The sequence below is a fragment of the Roseburia sp. 1XD42-34 genome, assembly GCF_009917385.1.
Taxonomy (GTDB): Bacteria; Bacillota; Bacilli; order Bacillales; family Amphibacillaceae; genus Virgibacillus.
The window spans coordinates 106854-131426 of the sequence record NZ_QWLJ01000001.1; the positions used below are offsets into that span (position 1 = coordinate 106854).

Here is a 24573-nt window from a genome sequence, read left to right on the forward strand (position 1 = left end):
CGCCATAAAGATTTGGCGGTAAGCCAAGTTTTCTAAAAAGATAAGAAACGATAAAATGAGGTGCTTGAGGTTATCAAAATAACCGAATAGCCACGTCCGGCGTATGAGCCCAGCAACGATGCGACTTCACCAATCGCCCTACGATAAGTCATCGTCGGTTGTAGCTAAAAGGAAGGCCGACTAACCACGGGCTTGCCGCTCAAGCGTCGGCATACCCCCTGGTTTTAGTGGCATGATTCCTAAAACTTTAGTTGCGTCGTTCCAGTCGCTACGTTGCTAAACGGGCGCTCTGCGCTTTTGTTCTTTTTCAGTAAAAACCCAGGTCTTTTTCCTTTTCCTGGAGGAAGCAGAGCAGTAAGTCTACTTGAAATTTGTAGTACTTCCAAAAAAATTTTTGTGTATATAATTAAATTGTAATCGAGCTCATAGGGTGAGGAGCATCTGCATGAATCATATGAAGAATTATCTTTATGCAAATAAAAAAAGCACCATTTATTTACTAGTGTTGGCATTGTTAATGGGTAGTGTGATAGTGGCACAGGCTTATTTACTTGTCGCTGTCATTGATGGTGTATTTCTACAGGAGCGCAGCTTCCAGGAAATCCTTCCATTTTTGGGGGGATTATTGTTCATTTTATTTGCCAGGAGCTTTATTCCTTTTATTAGTGGAAAAATTGGAATCCGTCTAGGATCAGAAGCAAAGAGCCATTTTCGGCACAGACTGGTTGCTCATTTTTCCAACAACCCGGTGCAAGCTTCACTGAAAGGTCAAGCGGGTCAAAAGGTAAGTGTCATGATGGATGCGATCGATGAAGTAGATAGCTATTTTAGCAGCTATATTCCACAGGTTATCCGCTCGTCCGTCATTCCTGTGATTATCTTAATGGTTGTTTTTTTAGAGCATGTTAATTCCGGTTTGATTATGCTGATTACTTCGCCGTTTATCCCTTTATTTATGGTGATTATTGGCATGCAAACGAAGAAAAAATCGGAAGAGCAAATGGAAGAGCTAGCTGCTTTTTCCGGACGATTTCTTGATACTCTACAAGGTCTTGTCACATTAAAATTGTTTGGCAAGGCGAAACAGCAGAAACACGCCATCCAAACGAGTAGTTTGCGTTTTCGAGATGCAACAATGGAAATATTAAAAGTAGCTTTTACGTCATCGTTTATGCTTGAACTCATTTCCATGCTGGCAATCGGTTTGGTTGCTTTGGAAGTTGCATTACAATTGATTGTTTTTGATGGGATTTCCTTTTTTACAGCTTTTTTAGTGCTCATATTAGCTCCAGAATATTTTACGTCACTACGTGAGCTAGGAACGGCATTTCATAATGGGAAAAGCAGTATGGGGGCAGCAAAAAAAGTGGAAGAGGAATTAGCTCTGGATGAGGTATCTGCTGTTACATGGGGAGAAACACCGCTTTCTAAAAAGGAGGAACCTGTACAGCTGGAATTACAAGGTGCTACATTTCAATATGGAGAGGACGAGTTTATGTTACGCCCTATTCATATTACTTTTGCTCCCAGAACGAAAAACGCCATTGTGGGGAAAACAGGGTCAGGTAAATCCACGCTTTTACATCTCATTGCAGGCATTATGCTGCCAGATGAAGGGAGCATCTTAGTGGATGGTAAGCCTTTAACTTCCTATCAGGAAGCGGATTGGTTTGCTCAATTAGGCTATATTTCACAACATCCGTATATATTTGCAGGTAGTATCGCTGATAATATTGCGATTGGAAATAAGCAAGGAACAACAAGAGAAGCAATCGAACGTGCGGCAGAGCAAGCAGGCCTTGCTGACATGGTTGGTGAGTTAGAGAATGGGTATGATACGTATGTTGGAGAAGGTGGACGAGGGCTATCGGGAGGAGAGAAGCAACGTTTAGCTTTGGCGAGAGCATTTTTAAAACGGCCAGCAATTATCTTGTTTGACGAGCCCACGACAGGGCTTGATTTAAGAACAGAACGCATTCTTCAGGCTTCGATCGAAAAGTTAGCTAAAGCAGCGACTATTATAACTGTTGCACATCGTCTGCATACGATAAAAGATGCTGACCGTATTTTATACCTTGATCAAGGCCGTTTGGTTGCTGAAGGAACCCATGAACAGCTGATTCAACGTGTAGAAGGTTACCGTAAGATGGTAATGGTACAGCGAGGAGGGCAGCGATAATGAAAGAGCTAACCTTTGTAATGCGAATGATGATGAAGGAAAAAAAAGATATCGTACTCTCTATCGTATTCGGGTTTATTGCCGGAATGGCTGCAGTACTCTTGTTTTCTGCTAGTGGCTACTTGATTTCCAAAGCAGCATTTGCACCACCTTTTTACACACTGATGCTTGTTATTGCATCAGTAAAGTTATTGAGTTTTGTCCGAGCATTTAGCCGCTATGGAGAAAGATATGTGTCCCATCGCGGTACATTTACCATGCTTAGTCAATTACGGATGGCTTTTTACGAAAAACTGGAACCGTTAGCACCAGGAATCTTTCATAAGTATCGCAGCGGGGATTTACTGGCTCGTATTGTTGGTGATGTGGAAAGTTTGCAAAATTTCTTTTTACGTGTCGTGTATCCTCCGGTAGTATTGGCACTCGTATTTATGAGTACGATCTTTTTTACGACCTTTTATTCTTTCCAAACAGCAGTCATTTTGCTGATTGGATTCTTACTGACTGCAATTGTGATCCCGGCCATTTTTGCTGTTCGTCAACGGGCGATTGATAGTGAAGTCCGCATAAAAAGAGCAAGTCTTTCAACGGAAGTCACAGAGCTTTTGTATGGCTTCCGTGATTTGAAAATTTATCAGCAGTTAGATGATAAAGAGCAACAGTTGCTTCAAGCTTCCGAGTCTTACATCAAAGAGCAAGCTAAAGAAGAAAGGACGACGCTGTTGAATCAGTCGTTAAATCAATTCATTTCTCTGCTCGTAACGGTAGCAGTATTAGCTGCAGGTGCTTATCTGATTGGAAAAGATGAGTTAGATGGAATCTTTCTCGCCATGCTGATTATGATTACCCTGACTGTTTTCGAAGAAGCGCCGGCAATGGCTGTATTTCCCAACCATTTTAACGATAGTAGTCGTGCTGCAAAGCGGTTATTTTCAATTATTAATCAAAAAGAGAAACTGGTTCATAAGGAAGATTTAGTGATAAGTGAAGCACCGGAGATTCAGATGGAAGATGTCACATTCACTTTTTCGACTGAAGAACGTCCAGCTGTAGAAGGTGTGCATGTGTATATGCCTTCAGGGTCAAAAACAGCATTTGTCGGAGCAAGTGGATCTGGAAAGTCAACGTTAATGCAGCTTATGCTACAGTTAATCACACCGGATCAGGGAAAAGTAACAATAAATGGAACCGAAATGGCGAGCGTGCAACAGGAAAGCATTTGGAAAGCAGCAAATGTCGTCTTACAAGAAAACCATTTCTTTTATGGAACCATTCGTGACAACTTATTATTGGCAAATGATACAGTTGCAGACGCAGAATTACAGGCTACGCTTAGAAAAGTTCAATTGGAGCATTTTCATTTGGATGATAGGGTATACGAGCGAGGAGAAAATTTGTCCGGCGGGGAAAAGCAGCGTCTTGCTATGGCTCGGGCGATGTTAAAAAGCGGTAAGCTTTGGCTTTTAGATGAGCCTACATCCTCTCTAGATGCCGTTACAGAACACATGGTTTATGAACACTTATTTAGGGAGGCAGCAGATGATACGCTCGTGCTAATTAGCCACCGTCTGGCAGGATTGGAAAAAATGGACCAAATTATTGTAATGGACGAGGGCAAAATCGTAGAAGCTGGCACATTTGCAACATTGATGGAAAAACAAGGTTACTTTTATGAAATGAAGAAGCTGGAATATAATTTGTTATAAATGGAACAAAGGCGCAAGCGCCCGCTTAGCAACGTAGTGAATGGAACGAATCAACGAAAGATAAAGTGAACCTTTAATCAGCGGGGATTTCTTCATCCCCGCTGATGGTTAGTACCACAAGGGTATGACCTAAAGGCCCTGGAAGGAATCGGGGGTTTAGGTGCTGTTACCCCCCGCTTCGACTTGTTCAGCTCATCATCCATTCTTTTGGGGAAAACAGCACTTTAATAGCCTATTTCGTAAAGCGGCCTTTTGGTTATACTTTCGGTACTAACAAGCGTGAGGGATGGATGAAATTATCCACCGATGGAAGAATCACTTTATCAGGCACTACTATCCTCATGCTCATAGTTTGCTTTCTTCACTATCATAAACGATATTTTTGTTCCTTTTCCGACTGTACTATCAATATGCAGTCCCTCGTTAAAGAATCGTTTTAAACGTAAGTCTGTATTTACGATCCCAACTCCTGATTTACTTGCGGATTGTTTTGATAATATGTGTTGTAAAGTTTCTTCATCTATTCCGACACCATCGTCTTCTACAGATATTTCTGCATGTGTTGTATAGCTCTCAACACGAATAATGATTTTACCACCTTGAACCCGATTCATAATACCATGTCGAATAGAATTTTCCACTAAAGGTTGGATAGATAGAAACGGGACTTTCAGGTTATCACATATCTCTGTATCTATTTCCCATACAACCTGCAGGCGATCTGTAAATCTTACTTGTTCAATATAGAGATAAGAACGGACCATATTCAATTCTTCTTCCAGAGGAATTAATTCATTCATGTTTTTGAATTTAAACTTATTTCTTAGAAAATAACTAAATTCATTCAGTAACTCCTGCATTTTTTCTAGGTCGATGACACTTAAGCTCGCAATTGCATTTAATGTATTAAATAAAAAATGTGGCTGAATTTGTGCCTGTAACCAAGCAGTTTCTAATTGCAATTGCTCCTGAACCGCTTGTTTGATGGTAGTTAACGCCTCAATTCTTGACCTGATCTCCATGGCTTCCACTGGTTTTGTTACATAGTCATTTGCCCCAGCTAAAAAACCGCTACGAATATCATAGCTCTCACTTCTCGCTGTAAGTAATAAAATAGGCAGTTCTGTTAAGGAAAACTGTTCTCGGATCGTCTCCGTGAGTTCATACCCGGACATCTGTGGCATCATCACATCGGAAATAACTAAGTCCCATTCTTTTTGGTTCAAAATAGTAAGTGCGTCATGTCCACTCGTTACCGTTGTAATATTATATTCCTCGGAACGAAGGATTGTTTTCATGACTTCCAAATTAACCGGATCATCATCTACAATTAATATGTTGGGACATTTAGCAGTTTTGTTAACTTTCATGGCATCTTCGTCTTGTAGCGACGTTCCCGCTTGTTCGGTATCGGTTAAGGTTATCGATCGGCTCTGCTGAATGGGTACTGCATGTAGAGGCGGATCGTATAAATGAGAAGTTATCTCATTTTTATTTGCTAATTCTAAGGAAAAGGTAAATGTCGATCCTGCACCTTGAGTAGAAGCCACTTCTAATGTACCACCGTGCAATTCTACTAATTGTTTACTTATGCTAAGTCCTAAGCCAAACCCGCCTTCTACCATTGTTTCTTTCGCGTTTGCTTGCTCATATGGTTGAAACAGTCGATGAAGCATATCTTTGTCCATGCCGATCCCCGTATCACTGATGGTGATAACCGCTTGATTATTTTGGGCGAAAGCGTCTATCGTAACTTGCCCTTCATTTGTATATTTTACAGCATTATGAAGTAAATTAAAGACAATTTGAATGACGCGGTTTTCATCAGCAAATACTGGTGGAAAATCATTCGGTATTTGATTGACGATCGTAATTGGTTTTCCTTCTACAGTGAATTTTAGCATGTCCATGACTCCTGTAATAATAGAACCAATCGCCATAGATTTTTTCTGCAAACGGGGACTTCCTTGCTGTAGACTTGTTACATCTAATAAATCATTTAATATGAAGTTCATCCTGCGCCCAACAGATAAAATTGTTTCTAATTCTCGCACACTTCTTTGTTGTAGTGAAGATTGTTCCCTTTCTAAGACTGCCTGTGACATATTTAAGATACTGTGCAACGGATTTTTAAATTCATGAGATGTGTTAGCTAAAAATTGATCCTTATGGTTATTCATTCGTTGTAACGTGGAGGCAAGCTCTTTCGTCTCCGCATGCATGTTAAAATAATCTTTAAACCACACCGCAGCAAAACATCCTATGGCAATAAACAAATCAAACGGATAATGTGGCACCGAGACGCCGCTTTCTCGCCAAGTGATAGCCCATGTAAAATGATGAATCAACGCCGTGAGAGAAAAGAGCAGTAACAAATTTACTCTTGGATATTTCATAAATTGCTTCCAAATCGCAATGCTGGAGACGATGGTGGATGTCCCAACTAATAGGAAATAGACTGGAAAAATCATAATGATTTGCGTTACGTTTAAAAATAATGTTATCCCAGCAGTACCCAACACCATCACGAAATACACGGGAAAAATCCGCTTCCAATACCGAAGCGTTTGATGATTTGTACATTGTAGCAAAGCAAAAAACTCAATTAGTAATAAGCTGTTTGCCAAGCGAAAATCCCATTCATGACCCATATAAACTAATTGGTGGAATAACTTTTCGTCACTGCTTAATAGATTTCCTCCAACTGCACTAAACAACAGAATCGAAAAGAATAGTAGCTTCTTTTCTCTATCACCAAGAAAATACAATAAGAGAGCATAGAATGCATGGACTAGAAACGCAATGGTAGTTGCAACTTGCATTGTATAGGAAAATTTCATGTCTTTAATAATGGCATTTTCTGAACCGAATTTGACCGAGCGAACAATCCCGCTACTACGATTATCCACAAAATTTGCTGCTTGAATCCAAATGTCAATAACCCCGTTTTCGTCCGCTGTTAAAGTGGTGGAGTAAGGCAAGTTTTTTGGACTGTATGCGTCTTTATTTTTTGCTACTTGCCCAGATCCAGCCAAAGGGCGCCCATTGACGTATACACTGGATGCACTGCGTATACTCATTATTCGTATACTGTAATTTACTTCTTGGTCAGGGTCGACTAGAATGCGTAGCCGATACGAACCAAAGCCGTATGGAGATTGTAAGATTTTGTTCCATTCACCAGGAACTTCAATAGATTTTGGAGATTTGGTTGTTTGTAGAGAGTTTGCTCCTGTTAATAGTGCAGACGGGTAAAAATCCCATTCGCCATCTAATAAGAGAACTTTATCATCGTTCGCACTCCAATCTCGCAAATCTAATTGTCCATTTTTAAAAGGCGGTTGTTCTTGTGATTGAAAGGATGTCATCCATAAAATTCGTGAACTTGACAATAAAATTAAAAACAGAATAAGGATAATAAAAAAATGCCTTTTTCTTGTGAGAAAAGGCGCTGATTTAGTAGTCAAAGCGTACTCTCCTTTTATAAACAGAAATCGAAAGATAAATGCGAGATGATAGTAAAAATTGAAAAATAACGGTGCTCTTATGTAGCGGATAGTGCTACAGCTAGAAACAGATACTGATGAACAAAGATATGCTCTTACACTGTTTTATGAAAGTAAAATAAATCTAACATCTATTATAGCTGTAATTACGAGATTATTCATTGGTTTATTTTTTTTACTTGTTTTTGATGGGAAGTAGAGTAGAGGTTTTTAACGTTTAAGTTAAGTTCATTTAGTTATATAAATAAAGCAATGCTTTTATCGTTATCCATTATATCGTTTGTTGTTATGTATAGGCGTAAAAGGTAATAATGGAATGAAAAAGCGGCGTTTTATCCTTTACTTTAATTCCGAGAACCGAGATATGGATATAGGGTTATGCCAGGGAGTTCTTCATTTGGACCCTGGCACACTATAGTAGGAAACAGAGACAATATTTCTTTTTTACCTGCTGCTGTAAAGATGGCTATTGTTCAAGAGATGAATGTTTATACATAGGATACCCTGTCCATTTGATATCTTTGCCGATAGTTTCAATCGTAATGTCCGTAAGTTCAATTGCTTCTTCCATTGTTTTTGCTCCAGCACCCTCTAAAAAGGTAGGAGCTTCTTTTCCACCGATGAGCTTTGGCGCCATGTATAAGATCAGCTTATCAATAAGTTGCTGCTCTAAGAAAGCAGCGTTTACTGCTCCTCCCGCTTCCAAGAGTAGTGAAGAAATCCCTTGCTCTCCTAAATATGCTACTACTTCTTGAGGGTTTACCATGTGTGAGTTGGCTGTTACGATAATCCTTATCCCTAATGCCTCTAGTGCTGACCGTTTTTCTTGATCATGTTTTGCCGTTGTGAAAATCCAAGTCTCTGCTTGTTGATCTTGAATAAGCTGATAATGAAGAGGGATTTTTAATGTTGAATCCATCACGATACGAAGCGGATTTCGTCCATTTGGAATACGTGCCGTAAGTGCTGGGTTGTCCTTTAAAACCGTATTAATACCCGTTAAAACCCCCATATGTTGATGACGTAATTGATGAACGTCTTTTCTAGCTTCTTCTGATGTAATCCATTTACTGTGAGCAGTATGTGTAGCTATTTTCCCATCCATCGTAATTCCTGTTTTCAATGTAATAAATGGTCTTTTATGCACCATAAATGTATGAAACACCTCATTCATTTTACGCGCCTTTTCTTCACAAATACCCACTTCTACATCAATGTCTGCTTTTTTTAGAATCGCAACACCGTTACCAGAAACGATAGGATTAGGGTCTAACGTGGCGATGACTACTTTTTCAATACCGGCATGAACGATTGTCTCTGCACAAGGACCTGTTCTACCGTAATGGGAGCAAGGCTCTAATGTGACGTATAAAGTTCCTCCACGCGCTTGTTCCCCTGCCATTCGTAATGCGTGAATTTCTGCATGTGGTTCTCCGGCTTGCAAATGTGTACCAATTCCGACAATACGGTTATGATTAACAATGACACACCCTACTAATGGATTAGGATCAGTTTGTCCTTTCATTGCGCGAGCATGATTTAAAGCTATGTCCATATAAAAATCATGTGTAGTCATCGTAATAAAGCTCCTTTTGGCTGGAAATGTCCAGATTTGCTTATTTTCGTTTGCAAGTATTTCCGGTTATATTCAGAAACGTCTCCCCATAAAGGAGTTCTTCCATTTATAGAAATTCCAGCTTCTTTAAAAGCCACTAATTTTTCAGGATTGTTGGTAATGACTGTTATAGGTTTCTGGCGTAATTTTTTTAGGACATGAAGTGCGTTCTGATAATTTCTAGAATCGTTTACGAAACCTAGTCTTTCATTTGCTTCGACAGTATCATAATCGTTTTCTTGAAGGATGTAGGCCATTGCCTTACTAAATAACCCAATTCCTCTACCTTCGTGATTCGCTAAATAAAATAGAGCGCCTGAGCCGTTTTCTTTAACGCGTGTCATTGCTTCTCGCAATTGAAAACCGCAATCGCATCGCTTGCTGCCAAAAATATCACCTGTATGACAAATGGAGTGCATCCGTACAAGGGCATGATCTGCAGTAGCAAAATCGCCATAAACCAAAACACTGGATTGCTGATATTCTGCTAAGTTTGCGGAAGACAACTTTGCAATAATTGCTTCAACATCTTCTGTAACTTCTTTATAGTTCCACCAACAATACCAGTGGAATAAGGTTGTTTTCCCGCCCAAGTTAACAGGTAGCTGAATGGGACCAACTAAATATATGGAATCATATTCAGTGTCAATCCGTTGTATTTTATTTTGCAAAATAGACAAAACTTGAGGATCTAACTTTATCTGTTGCTCCATTTTGTAATCTCCCTTCATATGTTCTAAGTATAATGAAAAAAATAAGGAGCATCAATTGTTCGGTTTATTTTAAAAGATGGGAAGTATAAAATGAGGTGCTTGGGGGATAACGAATATGGTCATCGTCGTTTAGAATTTGTACATGTTACGTTCTATTCGTGATCTATCTGTATATCTGAAACATGTTGCCTCGTATGTCGAGCAAGTGATGTAAGAACATGTTCAAGCTGGAAAGTCTTTGGGAGAAGCTGCTAAGTTACTAATTGAAACGGGCAGGAGTTCGCCAAACTAAAAAAATGGCATGGCTTATCGAAGCGAGAAAGGCGTACAGCACCACTCACAATTTAACCTTATCTGCATAGTATACTCATCCACGCACTAAAAATTTCACATAAAAAGCAGGAGAGCAAGCCACATATTTGGGATTATTGCTCTTCTGCTTTTCCATTATCGCCAGCAATGCCATAAAATACAAGCCTGGTAAAGTCTTCTGTGATAGGCAAAATATGCCGATATATTTCTTCTCGTTGAAATGCCTCCTGAAAAATTTGCAAATACGTAAATATTGCTTCGTTTGATATTTGGGAATCAATATAGCCTAGTTTTTTTCCTTCTTCAAAGAAACCCATCATCATCGGAACTGCTTTTTTAGCGTATACATCCTGAATATAGCTAGCTTTACTGTTGTATTTTTTCATAAGTGTTTGGTAAAAGTTTTCGTTTATTTGTTTCGCTGTTTCGCTCTTAATAAAAATAATCGCTTTAATTTTCTCGGGGAAGGTTTGATTACTATTTATTAACTGTTCAAAATTTTTTAGCTCGCGGTCAATATAATATTTAATAACTTCATCGATAAGATTGTCTTTACCAACAAAATAATTATAAATGGTAACTTGAGAAACATTTGCTTTGGTAGCAATTTCTTTCATGGATACTTTTTGTACGCCATAATCCATAAATAGATCTAGTGCTGCTTGTAAAATTTGTGTCTTTTTCATTTCACGTCTTCTTTGAAAACCATCCAATGTATTTCACCTCAACCCTAGTTTAATAAAAAATATGTAATATAACAATGAAAATATTTCAAATCCTATTGCGTAAAGATCAAAAAATATATAATATGAATTATATCATTTAAAATATTTCATATCATATAGTTGGATTGCCGTGAAGGCCTTTAAAAAGGAGGATAAAAAATGACCGTGCTACAAACGAAAGACTTAACCAAGCGTTTTGGGAAATTTACAGCCTTGAATCAAGTAAACATCGAGGTAAATGAAGGAGAAGTATTTGGTTTTATTGGACCGAATGGGGCTGGGAAATCAACGACAATTCGCGTTCTTTTAGGGATTTTAAGAGCGACTAGTGGGGATGTACGGATTTTTGGAAAGGATGCCTGGCAGGATGCAGTTGCGATCCATCAGCGAACAGCTTATGTGCCAGGGGATGTTCATCTTTGGCCGAACTTAACTGGCGGTGAAGTAATTGATTTATTTATACAATTACGTGGTGGTATCAACAATCATCGTAAAGAGGAGCTTATACAGCGTTTTGAGTTGGATCCTACGAAGAAATGCCGTACCTATTCAAAGGGAAATAGGCAGAAAGTTGCTTTAATCGCTGCGTTTTCCTCAGATGCAGACTTGTATATATTAGATGAACCTACATCTGGACTTGATCCGTTAATGGAGAATGTATTTCAAACTTGTGTAATGGAAGCGAAAGAAGCAGGAAAAAGTGTCCTACTATCGAGCCATATATTATCTGAAGTGGAGAAGCTATGTGACCGAGTTGGGATTATTAGACAGGGTGAAATAATAGAAACAGGTTCTCTCCGTGATATGCGCCACTTAACGAGGACGAATTTACTAGTGGAAACGAAAGAGCCAATCAGCAAGCTAGATGAGCAAAAAGGAGTCCATGAGATAAAAAGGGACGGAGTGGAAGTTTCATTCCAGGTGGATACAGAAAATTTGGATCAAATTATTCGCTATGTAAGCACGTTTGGAGTTGTCAAGTTGGAAAGCGCTCCGCCTACTTTAGAAGACTTGTTTATGCGCCATTATGAAGGGCAATGAAAGGGGTGATAACCATGACTGGTTTATTATTTAAAAACACGGGAAAGCTGTTGCGCTTTCTTGCTAGACAAAACCGATTACGAATGTCGGTTTGGATCATATTTCTTGTTGCTATCACGTTGGTTATTGCTGTATCTTTTACGGATCTATATGATAACAAGGCGGAGAGACAGGCAATTGCTGAGACTATGCACAATCCAGCTATGACGGCGATGGTTGGAAAAGGATATGGATTAGCTAATTATACATTTGGGGCAATGATGGCTCACCAAATGCTTTTATTTACAGCAATTGTCGTAGCTATTATGAGTATATTATTAGTAACGCGCCATACACGGGCAGAAGAAGAGGACGGACGAATGGAGTTAATGAGATCGTTGCCTACAGGTCGCTTAGCTAATCTTATGGCTGTAATGAACTTAGCTTTTTTTACGAATCTACTACTGGCCTTACTCACAGGTGTAGGGCTGTTTGCGCTTGGCATTGAGAGTATGGATTTAGAAGGTTCGTTATTATATGGAGCTTCGCTTGGTGCAATTGGATATTTTTTTACTGCTGTGACAGCAGTATTTGCACAGCTATCTGAAAGTTCGCGAGGGGCTAACGGATTAGCATTTTTAGTTTTAGGCATTGCCTACATGATTCGTGCTATGGGCGATGTTAGCAACGAAGCACTGTCTTGGCTTTCTCCTTTAGGTTGGATTTTAAGTGGAAAAGTGTATGTAACGAATGATTGGTGGCCGATGCTGTTAACTTTTGGGGTAGCACTCCTGATTTGGCTGCTTGCTTTCTACTTAAATCATATTAGAGATATGGGAGCTGGCTTCCTGACGTCAAAACCTGGTAAAAAGCAGGCATCTAAATTTTTAACTACACCTTTAGGTTTACTTTTTCGAATCCAGCGCACGACAATCATTGCATGGGCAATCGGTTTGTTTGTTATTGGTGCATCCTATGGATCGGTACTAGGGGATTTAGAATCTTTTTTTGCTGATGTGGATATTATGCAAGAGATGTTAACGCCTGTTGCAGGATATACGTTAACCGAACAATTTATTGCTATGCTTATGAGTATTATGGCAATGTTCAGTACGATTCCGGTATTAATGGCAATGTTAAAGGTTGTTAGTGAGGAGAAAAAACAGCGTATCGAACATTTTTTTAGCCGTGCCGTATCTCGTCACAGGTTGTTAGGGAGTGCACTAGTCATTGCATTTATCGTAGCTTTCGTCATGCTATCTCTTACTGCAGTTGGTTTATGGAGTGCTGGAACAGCAGTTATAGAAGATGGACTGGAGTTTGCTGTCGTGTATAAAGCAGCACTTGTATATGTACCTGCTGTTTGGGTCATGCTTGGGGTTACGATCACATTGATCGGGGTTTCTGGTAAATTTACAAATTGGATTTGGGGTTATTTGATCTATTCATTTATCATGGTCTATTTAGGGAATCTAATTCGATTTCCAGAATGGATGATAAAACTGTCTCCATACGGGCACATATCACAATTACCAATTGAAGCCATGAACTGGGACGTGGCCTTGATTCTAACTACGATTGCTGTCGGCTTTACGTGGATTGGATTTATCGGGTATAGAAATCGTAATATGGAAGGGTAGTAATACATAAGGAACCCCTTTGGGATAGAGACCACTGTAAATCTGATGATTTTTCAGTGGTCTTAGTAAAATTGTATGGTTCTTTTCAGGGAGAAGTCGATGTAATATTGAAAGTTACCTTTGTTTTAAAGTCGCGCGTCGAAGTAAGGAAGTTGTGCCTCAAAGTATAAAAGGGATCGTCCAAGTGAGGAGGGACGTGCGCCAAAACCATAAAGGTCGTGCCTTATCTGTTTTTTCCACTGTGGTTGCCATGGGACTTGCTATTATAAACCAAACAAAAAAGCACGAATCCTATTCTTTGCATATACCATGAAAAACCAGAGCATATTAGCTTACGAACTAATCATAAAACAACTTACGATTTTTTAATGTATGCTAAAAAATTACTATTGCGTATGACTTTACGTCATAGGATATACTATCAATGGAATAGATTGGAGGCATACCATTTTGATTTTCTGGTATTCAAAAACGTACTTGTACAGTAGGTTACAGGTAAATAAGCCGATAATAGGTGCAGTTTATATCCATCATTTCTCTTTTCCTTTATAATGAATAAAAAGAGGCAACTAATGGCAATGGAGGTAGTGTTATTTTATGGGAAATAATAAGCATAGTTTTAAACCTTTTATATCATTAATTCGATCGACCAATATACCGAAGTGGGCGCTTATTATTGGGCTAGTGGGAAGTGTGATTACAACCATCGTTGGTCTGAGTATCCCATTGCTGACAAGAGAACTCGTTGATGGTTTTTCAATAGCCTCTTTAAGCTGGACGCTAGTAGCTGTGATCGGCATTGTATTTATTTTGCAAGCCCTCATCGATGGTGTCTCTACATACTTATTAGCTGCAGTTGGGCAAAAAATCGTTGCGCGGTTACGTGAGCGGATGTGGTTAAAACTTATTCGGTTGCCAGTTAGCTATTTTGATAAGACGAGGAGTGGCGAATTAGTCAGTCGTGTTGTTAACGATACTGGGATCGTAAAAGACCTTATTTCACAGCATTTCCCACAATTTATCAGTGGGATTATTTCCATTATCGGCGCCGTAACGATATTACTGATTATGGATTGGAAAATGACGCTCATAATGCTTATCTCCGTTCCTATAACTATCATCTTAATGGTTCCACTTGGAAGGAAAATGGCTTCGATTTCGCGTAGTTTGCAGGATGAAACAGCAACTTTTACAGGCAGCATTCAACAAACATTAAGTGAAATTCGACTCATGAAAGCCTCAACTGCAGAATCATATGAAGCTAAAAAAGGTACGCAAGGGATAAGAAAGCTTCTTACACTTGGCTTAAAAGAATCAAAAATCTTCGCATTAATCGGTCCAATCATGTATTTCATCGTCATGGCGGTAGTCGTGGTAATTATCGGTTACGGGGGGATTCGCGTAGCGAATGGAACAATGTCAACAGGTTCATTAGTAGCCTTTTTGCTTTATCTTTTTCAAATTGTCATGCCGATTACGACGTTCGCTATGTTTTTTACCCAATTGCAAAAAGCAAAAGGCGCAACAGAAAGAATTATTTCTATCCTGCATTTGCCTGAAGAAGCTGGACAGGAAGGTATTCGTAAGCAAATTACAGACCAACCGATTTATGTACAGCATGTTTCCTTTGCTTATGAGGAGAAAGAACAGGTATTAGAAGATATATCGTTTACCGCTAAACCTGGTGAAATGATTGCCTTTGCTGGACCAAGTGGTGGGGGGAAAACAACTTTATTTGGTTTGTTGGAAAGGTTTTATCAGCCTACGTCTGGAGATATTTTAATTGGTGATCAATCAATTCAAGCGATTTCACTTAAAGATTGGCGCAGGCAAATAGGCTATGTTTCTCAAGAGAGTGCAATGATGGCAGGGACCATTCGTGAAAATTTAACCTACGGATTAGCGGAGGTTGCTGATATTTCAGATGATCAGCTATGGGCAGTTGCAAAAATGGCGTATGCTGCTGAGTTTATTGCTGAATTTCCTGATCAATTAGATACGAAAGTAGGGGAAAGGGGGATTAAATTATCTGGCGGGCAACGACAGCGGATTAATATTGCTCGAGCTTTTTTAAGGGATCCGCGAATTTTGATGATGGATGAGGCCACCGCAAGCTTAGACAGTCAATCAGAAAAAATAGTACAACAAGCCTTAACGAAACTAATGCATGGAAGAACAACCTTTGTCATCGCGCATCGATTAGCTACTATTGTACATGCAGATAAAATTATTTTTATTGAAAATGGTAAAGTAACAGGAGCAGGAAAACATGAAGAGTTATTTGAGCAGCATGCTTTATATCGTGAATTTGCCGAGCAGCAACTGACCAATGGTGGAGATAATGCGCAGTAACTGTTCCAGGATTGCTGTGCTTGAGTGTGTAGTAATAGATTTGAAACGTATGAAAAATGGTAGGACAAAAAAGTATAGTAGTCTAAGAAGGATCCGAACTTTATAATTAGAATTAGTTTGGGTTTTTCTACAAGATAAGAGCGTATAAAATAAGGTGCTTGGGAATACCAAAATAATCGAATAGCCACGTCCGGCTTAAGCGCCCAGCAACTAGGCGACTTCACGAAATCGCCCTACGATAAGTCATCATTGGTTCGTACCTCACCGTGATTCCTAAAACTTTAGTTGCTTCGTTCCATTCACTACGTCGATAAACGAAACGGGCGCTCTGCGCCTTTGTTCTTTAAATGAACACGTACGTTGCAATCATTTGCCATTGAAGCTGACCATTTAGTTGTGCTCCAGCCTCATTCCGTATTTGCTTCCAATTTCCTGCCGACAAATGAAAGTATCCCTCCAGTTACAACAATTATCCAAACAGTTAAACTGCGATTTTCAATAGAGTAAAACGATAGGAAAGCCACGATTGCCACAGTCATTACAATCATAACTTGAATGGTATGTTTGCTGTTCATAAAAAGAGCCTCCGTTTATTGAACTTCATATATTAAATTATAGCAAAATGGGTTGGTACTTCCAAAAATAAAGTGTAAAAATAATCGACTGTTTTGGAACTATACGTCCCTTACTTTTACCAGTAAAGGATAATAAAAAGCCCGATAAATAAGTGAATAATTACTAAAGTGTGACAAATGTATTATTTTAAGTCGAAATGTTGAAATAATTTAAGTAATATATTGCATGTTTGTCGAAAAAATAGTATGATGTATGTCATCAGCGATATATTGCATATCATTTTGTGCTATTTTAATATCTTTACAATTCTAACATCGGGAGCGAACATCATATATGAATAACAAATTATCTTTTTCTACCTATCTAGCAATAGGCGTTATGTTATTTGCACTATTTTTCGGAGCTGGTAATTTAATTTTTCCTGCACAACTAGGTCAACTTGCTGGGGACAATGTCTGGCAAGCGGTAACCGGATTCTTAATTACAGGTGTAGGGCTTCCTTTATTAGGTATCTTAGCTATGAGTTTCTCTGGAAGTGAAAGCTTGCAAGATTTAGCTGGCAGAGTTCATCCGGTTTATGGTGTTCTGTTTACATCTTTATTGTATTTAACCATTGGACCGTTTTTTGCAGCACCGCGGACAGCAACTGTTGCCTTTGATGTTGGATTTTCTTCTTTTATGACTGAAGAATTCTCACAAATCGGATTATTTTTATTTTCCTTTTTATTCTTTGTGATAACCATGCTGTTTTCACTTTACCCGGCAAAAATTGTCGACTATGTTGGTAAACTATTGGCACCAGGAATTGTTATTCTCCTTCTCATTTTGTTAACGATGGTCGTTGCCAAGCCAATGGGAAATCCTCAAGTACCTCAGGGAAACTATTTGAATGGACCGTTTTTAAAAGGATTCTTAGAAGGATATAACACGATGGACGCACTCGCATCACTAGTGTTTGGGATCATTGTTATTAAGGCTATACGCTCCTTTGGTGTTACGTCAAAAACGGAAATAATACGAACAACAGCTAAAGCTGGATCGGTAGCGATTGCTTTACTTGCCGCCATTTATATTGGGATTGCTTATTTAGGGGCAACAAGTACTGGTGTTTATGGTATTTTTGAAACAGGGGGAGCAGTCCTAAGCAGTGCTGCAACGCATTATTTTGGAACATTTGGAATGGTATTATTAGCCATCGTTATTACGTTAGCTTGTTTAACAACGAGTATCGGTTTGACGACAGCTTGTTCGGAATACTTTCATTCTTTGTATCCAAAGTTAAGCTATCGGAAATTTGTTTTTCTGTTTACAATAGTTACGTTTACGATTGCGAATTTCGGATTAACAAATATTATTACGTATTCCATTCCAGTTTTAATGCTGTTGTATCCACTTGCGATCGTATTAATGTTACTAGCGTTTTTGTCGCCATTATTTAATCATAAAAGAGCAGTTTATATTTCTGTAACGTTAGTGACGTTATGCATTAGTTTGATTGATGGATTGAAATCGTTATGTGATTCATTAGGAATAGCATATTTTCCATGGTTGAAGCCCGTTATTTCTTTTTATAAATCAGTATTGCCACTTTATAATGAGGGGCTCGGATGGCTAATCCCAGCATTGATCGTCTTGATTATTTCAGGGACTGTATTGCGAGTCCAAAAAGCTTCTACAGTACACGCTTCTTAAATGAGGTACGTCAAAAAGGATCTGCTTGAAAAACGCAAGCGGATCTTTTTTGACGCTTCTTCAAGCTTATATATTGAAATGGGATAAAATAGTTACAGGAAAAATTCATAAAATTATGTGCATAAGGAGAGATAAAAACGTGGTGGGTAAATTCCTGATGTTCGAATCAAAGTACACTAGATGACTATGTGCACCTGAAGGCTTGGCGTGAGCCAAGTTTTCCATTGTTGCGTTAAAGCTGGGGAGCCTACAGTTGACTACGCCTTTGTCAGGTATAGATACACGTTATGTTGAGTCTCATGACCATAGTTATTGTAAAGATTCGATTTCGTCAATTGTTCGTAACCAATTTTCTTTCATGATATGTGATAATGTGTCTGTTTCCCCTTCCTTCATCAGCTCCATAATTTGAGCATGTTCTTCAATGGACTTTTCTGTTAAGATAATGGAATTATGAAAAAATAATCGTCTAACATGCGCTTGCAAATGGGCAACGATTCGATGAATATAAGGGTTGTTTGCAGTATCGACAATGATTTGGTGGAATTCTTCATCAATTTTTAATGCTGCATAGTAATTTTCAGAATGAATCGCTTTTGCAAATCTGTCGTTTGTTTTCTCGAGTAATGTCAGGATATCACTGGTTAAATTTTCAATCGCTAATTCAGCAGATAAGGCTTGTAAAGCTGCTAAAGGTGGAAGCAGATCTTTCATAGATTCTTTTTCCACTTCGGTTACCTGTGTCGCCTTACCAGGAAACATTTGCACAAAACCTTCTGTTTCCAATAATTGTAACGATTCTCTAACTGGAGTTCTGCTAATACCCAATGCTTGGGCTAGCTCTGAGTCATTCAGTTTCTCCCCTGGCTGCAATGTACCATCTATAATCCATTGTTGAATTTGAGTATATGCGCTTTCTTTTGCTGATTGTCGAACAGGTTTGGAATGATTTGCAGGTATTGGCATCTCTGTTCCCCCTTTATCGAATAAATTTCTTGTATAATAAATAGTATACAATAAAATAAGGAACCATGGAAATATACAATATATTAGTGTTGTTTTATTTGAAGGAGGCGGTTAAATGGATTCCTATGAAAAAACGGTGCAGCATGAACTATCACGGTGGAGAAAGAAGATGTATCAAAAACCTAACTTATTTAACCAAGTCTCTAAAAAAGCACAAACGAAAATAAATAGTTGGATTCCTGCAAAAGCACAACGCTTCATTACAGAGAGTATTAAAAATATGGTAAAAGCCATTTTAGCAGGGTCTCAGCTGACAACAAAACAGTCAATGATTCTAGAAAAGAGCTTATATAAGCAGGATGAACTAGTGAAAGAAAAATTAGTAACTTACCGGAAGACAGCTACCATTGAAGGAGCAGGTACTGGTGCAGGGGGAATATTTCTTGGTTTAGCTGATTTTCCATTACTATTATCTATAAAGGTAAAATTTTTATTCGAAACTGCAGCTATTTACGGTTTTAATACAAAAGAGTACGAAGAGCGCTTATTTATTTTGCACGTCTTTCAACTTGCTTTTTCGAATGATGAGACGCGAAGGCAAACCATGGACATTATTGAAAATTGGGAGCAAGAAAAGCAGAAACTGGTAGAAATGGATTGGCATGTTTTTCAACAAACATACCGCGATTATATAGACCTGATTAAATTGTTGCAAATGGTTCCAGGTTTTGGTGCCATAGTAGGTGCTTATGCCAACTACAATTTACTAGATCAATTGGGAGAGACGGCGATGAACGCATACAGGTTAAGATTGTTGAAGATACCAGGTGATGAAACTGAAATGATTAAAAATGGGAACAATTAAAAAACTTGGCTTATCGTCAAGTCTTATGACGGAAGCCTTTGTTTTATTTATACTATAAACCAAAAAATCTTATACTTTCCTATAGTAGAACAAAGGCCTTCTTACTAATATTCTAATTGTCTAGAGCTTTCCGCTAAAACAAATATAGCCGCCCTTATACGGCATCTTCGGCTTGTTTAAAAGTTATACTCAATAACATAATCAGCACGAGTCAGGTAAGCTTGACAGCTCTCTGACAGCATCAAATTGACAATGCCTCCTTTTTCATGGACTAAGATCACTGGCTTTCCGCTAGCTACAGCATAACCAATCTCCATAGCTGTTCCTGAGTCAACGTGCCCATGTCTTTCACCATGCAAGAAAGTTTCTCCATCATAATCAATTACAGCAACAACATGAGTAGCCCAATCAATATGTTTTATATCATTTTGATAAACAGCATTAGCCCACTGGGAAGAGCCAAAAGGAAGAGAGTCAAGTTGTTCCTTTCTAGGAGAAAAATAAGCTTCAACAAAAGGATTAGTTTCTAATGCTTGCTCAACTCTTTTTACTCTCTCAACCTGTTCATCATTGAAAAATGGAGACGCTAGGTATACCCTTGCTTTTGTAATCTCTGTCTTTGGATTCATCTATATCCTGTGTTAACTTTAAAGAAAGGAGAGTTTTTTATGTAAAAAAGTCCTTACTTATCATGTTTTTCAGTATTGCTTCATAGAGAGTTTACGTACAATAATTAATTTAGCGCATCTTAGGTATACTGTAAAGCATTAATTTTTAAATTTTTTGTCCTATCTAATCATAATGGAAGGCATCGTCGTAAAAATACACCAATCAGTTTAAATGTAATAGGAAATTGTCTTTGGAATCATCTCAACCAATAAAATTTCCAGTCCTTATTCTTTTTCAAATCGGTAACAACCTTGATAAAGAGATTCTCTACTTATATATTAATTAAAGTTACATAGCTTTTTGCGTTGACATAAGCCCTAACCTTTATTCATACTTATGAAAGGAGTTATAAGATAGGAGTAGTTAAAATGAGTAAACAGTATAATAGCATTACCAAAAGTAAGCCTACACCTCAAAATGATCCTTGGGAGGCTTATTTAGATGTGGAACAGCATGGAAGGATGACATTATCAAACATTGAATTTACAACCACAACGCTATGTAATATGCGCTGTGCCCATTGTGCTGTTGGTTACACATTGCAAGGGAAAGACCCAGATGCATTGCCCATCGAATTGTTGGAGAAAAGACTTGATGAAATTCCTCATTTGCGTACGTTAAGCATAACAGGCGGGGAACCAATGATGTCGAAAAAATCCGTCCGTGATTATGTTGTACCGCTACTTCGTTATGCACATCACCGAGGTGTGAAAACACAAATCAATTCAAATTTGACATTGCCATATAGCAGATACGAGGAGATCATTCCATATTTAGATGTGTTACATATTTCCCATAATTGGGGAACAGCGGAGGAGTTTGCGGATACGGGTTTTGCGAGAATGGAGCACAAGCCTTCGTTAGAAAACCGAAAGAAATATTTTACGAGAATGGTAGAAAATGCGCAGCGTTTGTCCAATGAAGGTGTCATGGTATCAGCTGAAACCATGTTGAACCGGCGTACATATCCATATTTGGAAAGTATTCATGATCACGTCTTAGAGATGGGATGTGCTAGACATGAGATTCACCCGATGTATCCTGTTGATTTTGCTAGTAATCTAGAAACATTGTCTTTGGAAGAAATCCGTACAGGAATAGAACGATTACTCGATCATCGTAATTCTGAAGTGTGGATGTTATTTGGTACATTGCCATTCTATCCCTGCAGTTCATCGCAAGCTGATTTAGAATTACAGAAGCGATTATTTAAAGAAAAGCATGTTTCAGTAAGGAATGATCCGGATGGACGCTCTCGTTTAAATGTCAATATATTCTCAGGTGATATTATTGTAACGGATTTCGGTGATGAACCGAAGCTCGGCAATATTCAAACATCTTCTTTGCCTAAGGCTTATGAGCGATGGATGGAGACAGAAACAGCGAAATCACTTCATTGTCATTGTCTTGCGGTGAAATGTCTCGGACCAAATGTATTAGTGAAAAATACGTATTACAAAGATATTGACTTTCAACAGCGAAAAGCAGTGATTGATCGATAAAATAAGCGTTTCATTAGTTGGGGGTATTTCTTCCCCGTCTATCGATCAACTTGAACACGTTGATTTTTTCTTTTTATGAATGAAAAAGTGAAGCTAGGGAGTTTACCGCCTTTGCTGATAGAAGTGAGCAACTAAACACAGGGGTTCTTGATAAAGGTAGATCTTTTTACTGCGTGCACGTGCCACTGCTGCGTTTTTTCTTTGGGGTATGCCTCTGATCAACGGGTCGTATAGCATATATTGAGGTGCTTTCCCCCTTGAACACTTCAAAAGTGAAAGACTCGGCGTCATCCTGCGATCGAAATAAATAGGGAGGATCCGTTTATAAGCGTTACTTGTAAGAGTAGCGTTTTTTAGTGTGATAATTTCTTTATCATTTAGGTGCTTAGCAACAGACCAGCTAGAAGAGCAAATGAATCGATTGTTTTTATATAATATATGTCTAATTAGCCATGGTTACTTATATACATAGTAGAGCAGACATTATATGGTGGAGGTAATGTTGTATTATGCTGTGGGAGTTTCTGCAGGCGTATCAGAAAATAATTTATGTTAGTTTAGCGATTTTTATTTTTATTGCTTTTTTCCTTTCGCGCAAGTTAGTGACGCGTTATTTGTTTGCATTGTTATTAAAGGTTAGTAATCATACATGGAACGGATTTTTTGTGCAGTTACGTGCTTCCTTTGAGCGGTCTATTCAGGGGCTCTTTGTCATTTTAGGTGTCTATTTAGCTGTGGTGGTCTTTCCATATTTCCAACATACCAATACGTTTTTCCTTAAAGTGGTTCGCTCTGCGATTATTTTTATGGTTGGCTGGGGGTTATTTCATTTATCTTCTTCGTCCTCTCTCTTATTTGCTAAGCTTAATGAAAGATTTCAGTTTAATATTGATTCGATTCTGATTCCTTTTTTATCAAAAGCAGTCAGAATAGTCATCGTCGCAATCAGTTTTAGTATGATTGCGCAAGAATTTGGCTATGATGTGAATGGATTTGTTGCCGGGCTTGGTATCGGTGGGTTGGCTTTTGCATTGGCTGCCAAGGATGCGTTAGCGAACTTTTTTGGTGGTATCATTATTATTACGGAAAAGCCATTCACGATTGGGGACTGGATTTTAACTCCGAGTGTAGAAGGAACGGTGGAGGATATTTCTTTTCGCAGTACAAAAATACGTACATTTGCACAAGCTCTCGTTACAGTACCGAATGCAACATTGGCCAATGAATCGATCACCAATTGGAGTAAAATGACCAAGCGGCAGATCACGTTTAATTTACGACTAACCTATGATACACCACGTGACAGAATAGAAAGGGTCGTTTCTCAAATTAAACAGAAGCTTCAAGCAAATAATGCGATCCATCCGGAGACGATTTTTGTCCATTTTGATCAATATCAGGAAAATGGCTTAGATATTTTCTTATACTTCTTTACGAATACAACGGATTGGGGGGCATATCTACAGATAAGGGAAGAAGTTAACTTGATGATTCTTGAAATTTTAGAATCAGAACATGTGACCATTGCTTTGCCAACTCAAAAATTATTTGTAGCGAATGAAGCTGCTAATTTTGCACATCAGAAAGAGGGGGAAGCGTAGAGAAACAGACTTCCAAAGTGAATAAAATAGATGGGTAGGTGCAGACCAATGATTACTATAAGAGAAAGGGGCCCATGGGGAATGGGGGAATCCCCCAACAAGGGTGATCTACATAAAAGAAATGGTTGTTTCTTGTACAGGAACTTGCTTATATGCAGGGATTAACCCTTGTTCGATGATAGCTCTTTTCGCTACCCATTTATAAGGATAAGTGAAGGTCGCTGGTGCTGTAAACGGAAACTCTGACAATGCAATCGTCTGTTTATCTTTCCAAGTTACTGCCAATTTGTCGCTTGTAAAATATCTCAATTCAGCAGATAAAGGTATGCCATGTACAAAGAAGGGATGTTTATTTTCCCCTGGTTCATTGAGGCAAATAAACAATGATAGGTTATCGCAAAGCTGTAGCAAACTGCTATGTACAGCAAAAACGGCCGCATCAAAATGCTCTAAAGAATGAATGATCCGGTGCTGTCGGTTTTTTTCTTGAACAACAAATTGTTGACTATATGAGGAGGCGTCTTTTTCCAGAAAACGAGTATAGTGTACACTGCATAATAAACTTGCGTATACATCAACTGCTTCTACTGATTCAATTCCAGCTGTATATAATACCGTCTTGGCTGGATTCGGAAAATCTGTGAAGCTATATGGCGCCTGCGATTGGTCATTCCAAAACGGCTCTTGGTCAAAGGGTTTCCAGCCAACATCATGTTGATCAATAGCATAAATGATGGAAGAATGAAACGGAGAGTTCGGAAGATGGGCTTCGTTCCAATGCTTGATCATACTTCCGGATAGTCGGGCATGTTGATCCTGTTCAATAAAAATAAAACCATCTTGGTGCTCGCGAATAATCAGTGGAAGTTCCTCCTTTTTAAATGAAACTATAGTAATTGACGTTATTTATTGCTCTTTCTATGTATTATATATG

The 24573-nt window shown here is 38.6% G+C and carries 17 protein-coding genes; 9 read left to right on the forward strand and 8 right to left on the reverse strand.

The window, feature by feature from the left end; genetic code table 11:
- Positions 1 to 445 precede the first annotated feature (445 nt).
- A complete protein-coding gene (cydD, locus tag D1839_RS00460) occupies positions 446 to 2179 on the forward strand; it encodes a thiol reductant ABC exporter subunit CydD (protein ID WP_120377927.1) in 1734 nt (577 codons plus the stop codon).
- Positions 2179 to 3885 (forward strand): thiol reductant ABC exporter subunit CydC, encoded by a 1707-nt coding sequence (cydC, locus tag D1839_RS00465; protein WP_120377928.1) that lies wholly within the window; start codon positions 2179 to 2181, stop codon positions 3883 to 3885. Before cydD ends, cydC begins: the two co-directional genes overlap by 1 nt.
- Before the next feature lie 323 nt (positions 3886 to 4208).
- Here cydC and D1839_RS00470 read toward each other — a convergent pair whose 3' ends face one another.
- The 4 genes from D1839_RS00470 to D1839_RS00485 form a co-directional block, all read right to left on the reverse strand.
- The gene (locus D1839_RS00470) at positions 4209 to 7352 is read right to left on the reverse strand and encodes a hybrid sensor histidine kinase/response regulator (protein ID WP_199689867.1); all 3144 of its coding nucleotides are present in this window, start codon (positions 7350 to 7352) and stop codon (positions 4209 to 4211) included.
- A 505-nt stretch (positions 7353 to 7857) separates the two neighbouring features.
- A complete protein-coding gene (gene ribD, locus D1839_RS00475) occupies positions 7858 to 8967 on the reverse strand; it encodes a bifunctional diaminohydroxyphosphoribosylaminopyrimidine deaminase/5-amino-6-(5-phosphoribosylamino)uracil reductase RibD (RefSeq protein ID WP_120377929.1) in 1110 nt (369 codons plus the stop codon).
- Entirely contained in the window at positions 8964 to 9719 is a 756-nt protein-coding gene (locus D1839_RS00480) for a GTP cyclohydrolase II (RefSeq protein ID WP_120377930.1), read from the reverse strand. Before D1839_RS00480 ends, ribD begins: the two co-directional genes overlap by 4 nt.
- Positions 9720 to 10144: 425 nt before the next feature.
- A complete protein-coding gene (locus D1839_RS00485) occupies positions 10145 to 10717 on the reverse strand; it encodes a TetR/AcrR family transcriptional regulator (RefSeq protein ID WP_199689868.1) in 573 nt (190 codons plus the stop codon).
- Between the two features lie 198 nt (positions 10718 to 10915).
- Between D1839_RS00485 and D1839_RS00490 the strand changes: the two genes are divergently transcribed.
- The 3 genes from D1839_RS00490 (at position 10916) to D1839_RS00500 (ending at position 15768) form a co-directional block, all read left to right on the forward strand.
- Entirely contained in the window at positions 10916 to 11797 is an 882-nt protein-coding gene (locus D1839_RS00490; protein WP_120377932.1) for an ABC transporter ATP-binding protein, read from the forward strand.
- Positions 11798 to 11811: 14 nt separating this feature from the next.
- Complete coding sequence (locus D1839_RS00495) at positions 11812 to 13416, forward strand: ABC transporter permease (RefSeq protein WP_120377933.1); 1605 nt, start codon at positions 11812 to 11814, stop codon at positions 13414 to 13416.
- A 597-nt stretch (positions 13417 to 14013) separates the two neighbouring features.
- On the forward strand, positions 14014 to 15768 hold the full coding sequence (locus tag D1839_RS00500; RefSeq protein ID WP_120377934.1) for an ABC transporter ATP-binding protein: 1755 nt from the start codon (positions 14014 to 14016) through the stop codon (positions 15766 to 15768).
- A gap of 407 nt (positions 15769 to 16175) precedes the next feature.
- On the opposite strand, the gene D1839_RS00505 is transcribed toward D1839_RS00500, so the two are convergent.
- Positions 16176 to 16343 carry a hypothetical protein gene (locus D1839_RS00505; protein WP_158589572.1) on the reverse strand — a complete coding sequence of 56 codons (168 nt, stop codon included), beginning with the start codon at positions 16341 to 16343 and terminating at the stop codon, positions 16176 to 16178.
- 334 nt (positions 16344 to 16677) lie between these two features.
- On the opposite strand from D1839_RS00505, the gene brnQ reads away from it, so the two are divergent.
- Positions 16678 to 18036 carry a branched-chain amino acid transport system II carrier protein gene (gene brnQ, locus D1839_RS00510; protein WP_120377935.1) on the forward strand — a complete coding sequence of 453 codons (1359 nt, stop codon included), beginning with the start codon at positions 16678 to 16680 and terminating at the stop codon, positions 18034 to 18036.
- Between the two features lie 309 nt (positions 18037 to 18345).
- On the opposite strand, the gene D1839_RS00515 is transcribed toward brnQ, so the two are convergent.
- Entirely contained in the window at positions 18346 to 19002 is a 657-nt protein-coding gene (locus D1839_RS00515) for a GntR family transcriptional regulator (RefSeq protein ID WP_120377936.1), read from the reverse strand.
- Between the two features lie 115 nt (positions 19003 to 19117).
- On the opposite strand from D1839_RS00515, the gene D1839_RS00520 reads away from it, so the two are divergent.
- Positions 19118 to 19867 carry an EcsC family protein gene (locus D1839_RS00520; RefSeq protein WP_120377937.1) on the forward strand — a complete coding sequence of 250 codons (750 nt, stop codon included), beginning with the start codon at positions 19118 to 19120 and terminating at the stop codon, positions 19865 to 19867.
- A 176-nt stretch (positions 19868 to 20043) separates the two neighbouring features.
- Here the strand turns inward: D1839_RS00520 and D1839_RS00525 are convergent, their stop codons facing one another.
- A complete protein-coding gene (locus D1839_RS00525; protein ID WP_199689869.1) occupies positions 20044 to 20496 on the reverse strand; it encodes a nucleoside 2-deoxyribosyltransferase in 453 nt (150 codons plus the stop codon).
- Positions 20497 to 20904: 408 nt separating this feature from the next.
- Here D1839_RS00525 and yfkAB point away from each other — a divergent pair, with 408 nt between their 5' ends.
- Positions 20905 to 22038, forward strand: a complete 1134-nt coding sequence (gene yfkAB / locus D1839_RS00530; protein ID WP_120377938.1) for a radical SAM/CxCxxxxC motif protein YfkAB — start codon at positions 20905 to 20907, stop codon at positions 22036 to 22038.
- A 509-nt stretch (positions 22039 to 22547) separates the two neighbouring features.
- A complete protein-coding gene (locus D1839_RS00535) occupies positions 22548 to 23639 on the forward strand; it encodes a mechanosensitive ion channel family protein (RefSeq protein WP_120377939.1) in 1092 nt (363 codons plus the stop codon).
- Between the two features lie 108 nt (positions 23640 to 23747).
- Here D1839_RS00535 and D1839_RS00540 read toward each other — a convergent pair whose 3' ends face one another.
- Positions 23748 to 24545: a DUF3891 family protein gene (locus tag D1839_RS00540; protein ID WP_120377940.1), complete on the reverse strand. Its 798-nt coding sequence runs from the start codon at positions 24543 to 24545 to the stop codon at positions 23748 to 23750.
- Positions 24546 to 24573 lie beyond the last annotated feature (28 nt).

Coding starts and splice junctions, on each gene's coding strand:
- ribD (WP_120377929.1), bottom strand. CDS start 8,967: ATGACTACACATGATTTTTATATGGACATAGCTTTAAATCATGCTCGC.
- yfkAB (WP_120377938.1), top strand. CDS start 20,905: ATGAGTAAACAGTATAATAGCATTACCAAAAGTAAGCCTACACCTCAA.
- D1839_RS00505 (WP_158589572.1), bottom strand. CDS start 16,343: ATGAACAGCAAACATACCATTCAAGTTATGATTGTAATGACTGTGGCA.
- brnQ (WP_120377935.1), top strand. CDS start 16,678: ATGAATAACAAATTATCTTTTTCTACCTATCTAGCAATAGGCGTTATG.
- cydD (WP_120377927.1), top strand. CDS start 446: ATGAATCATATGAAGAATTATCTTTATGCAAATAAAAAAAGCACCATT.
- cydC (WP_120377928.1), top strand. CDS start 2,179: ATGAAAGAGCTAACCTTTGTAATGCGAATGATGATGAAGGAAAAAAAA.
- D1839_RS00515 (WP_120377936.1), bottom strand. CDS start 19,002: ATGCCAATACCTGCAAATCATTCCAAACCTGTTCGACAATCAGCAAAA.
- D1839_RS00485 (WP_199689868.1), bottom strand. CDS start 10,717: ATGAAAAAGACACAAATTTTACAAGCAGCACTAGATCTATTTATGGAT.
- D1839_RS00525 (WP_199689869.1), bottom strand. CDS start 20,496: ATGAATCCAAAGACAGAGATTACAAAAGCAAGGGTATACCTAGCGTCT.
- D1839_RS00480 (WP_120377930.1), bottom strand. CDS start 9,719: ATGGAGCAACAGATAAAGTTAGATCCTCAAGTTTTGTCTATTTTGCAA.
- D1839_RS00495 (WP_120377933.1), top strand. CDS start 11,812: ATGACTGGTTTATTATTTAAAAACACGGGAAAGCTGTTGCGCTTTCTT.
- D1839_RS00490 (WP_120377932.1), top strand. CDS start 10,916: ATGACCGTGCTACAAACGAAAGACTTAACCAAGCGTTTTGGGAAATTT.
- D1839_RS00520 (WP_120377937.1), top strand. CDS start 19,118: ATGGATTCCTATGAAAAAACGGTGCAGCATGAACTATCACGGTGGAGA.
- D1839_RS00500 (WP_120377934.1), top strand. CDS start 14,014: ATGGGAAATAATAAGCATAGTTTTAAACCTTTTATATCATTAATTCGA.
- D1839_RS00535 (WP_120377939.1), top strand. CDS start 22,548: ATGCTGTGGGAGTTTCTGCAGGCGTATCAGAAAATAATTTATGTTAGT.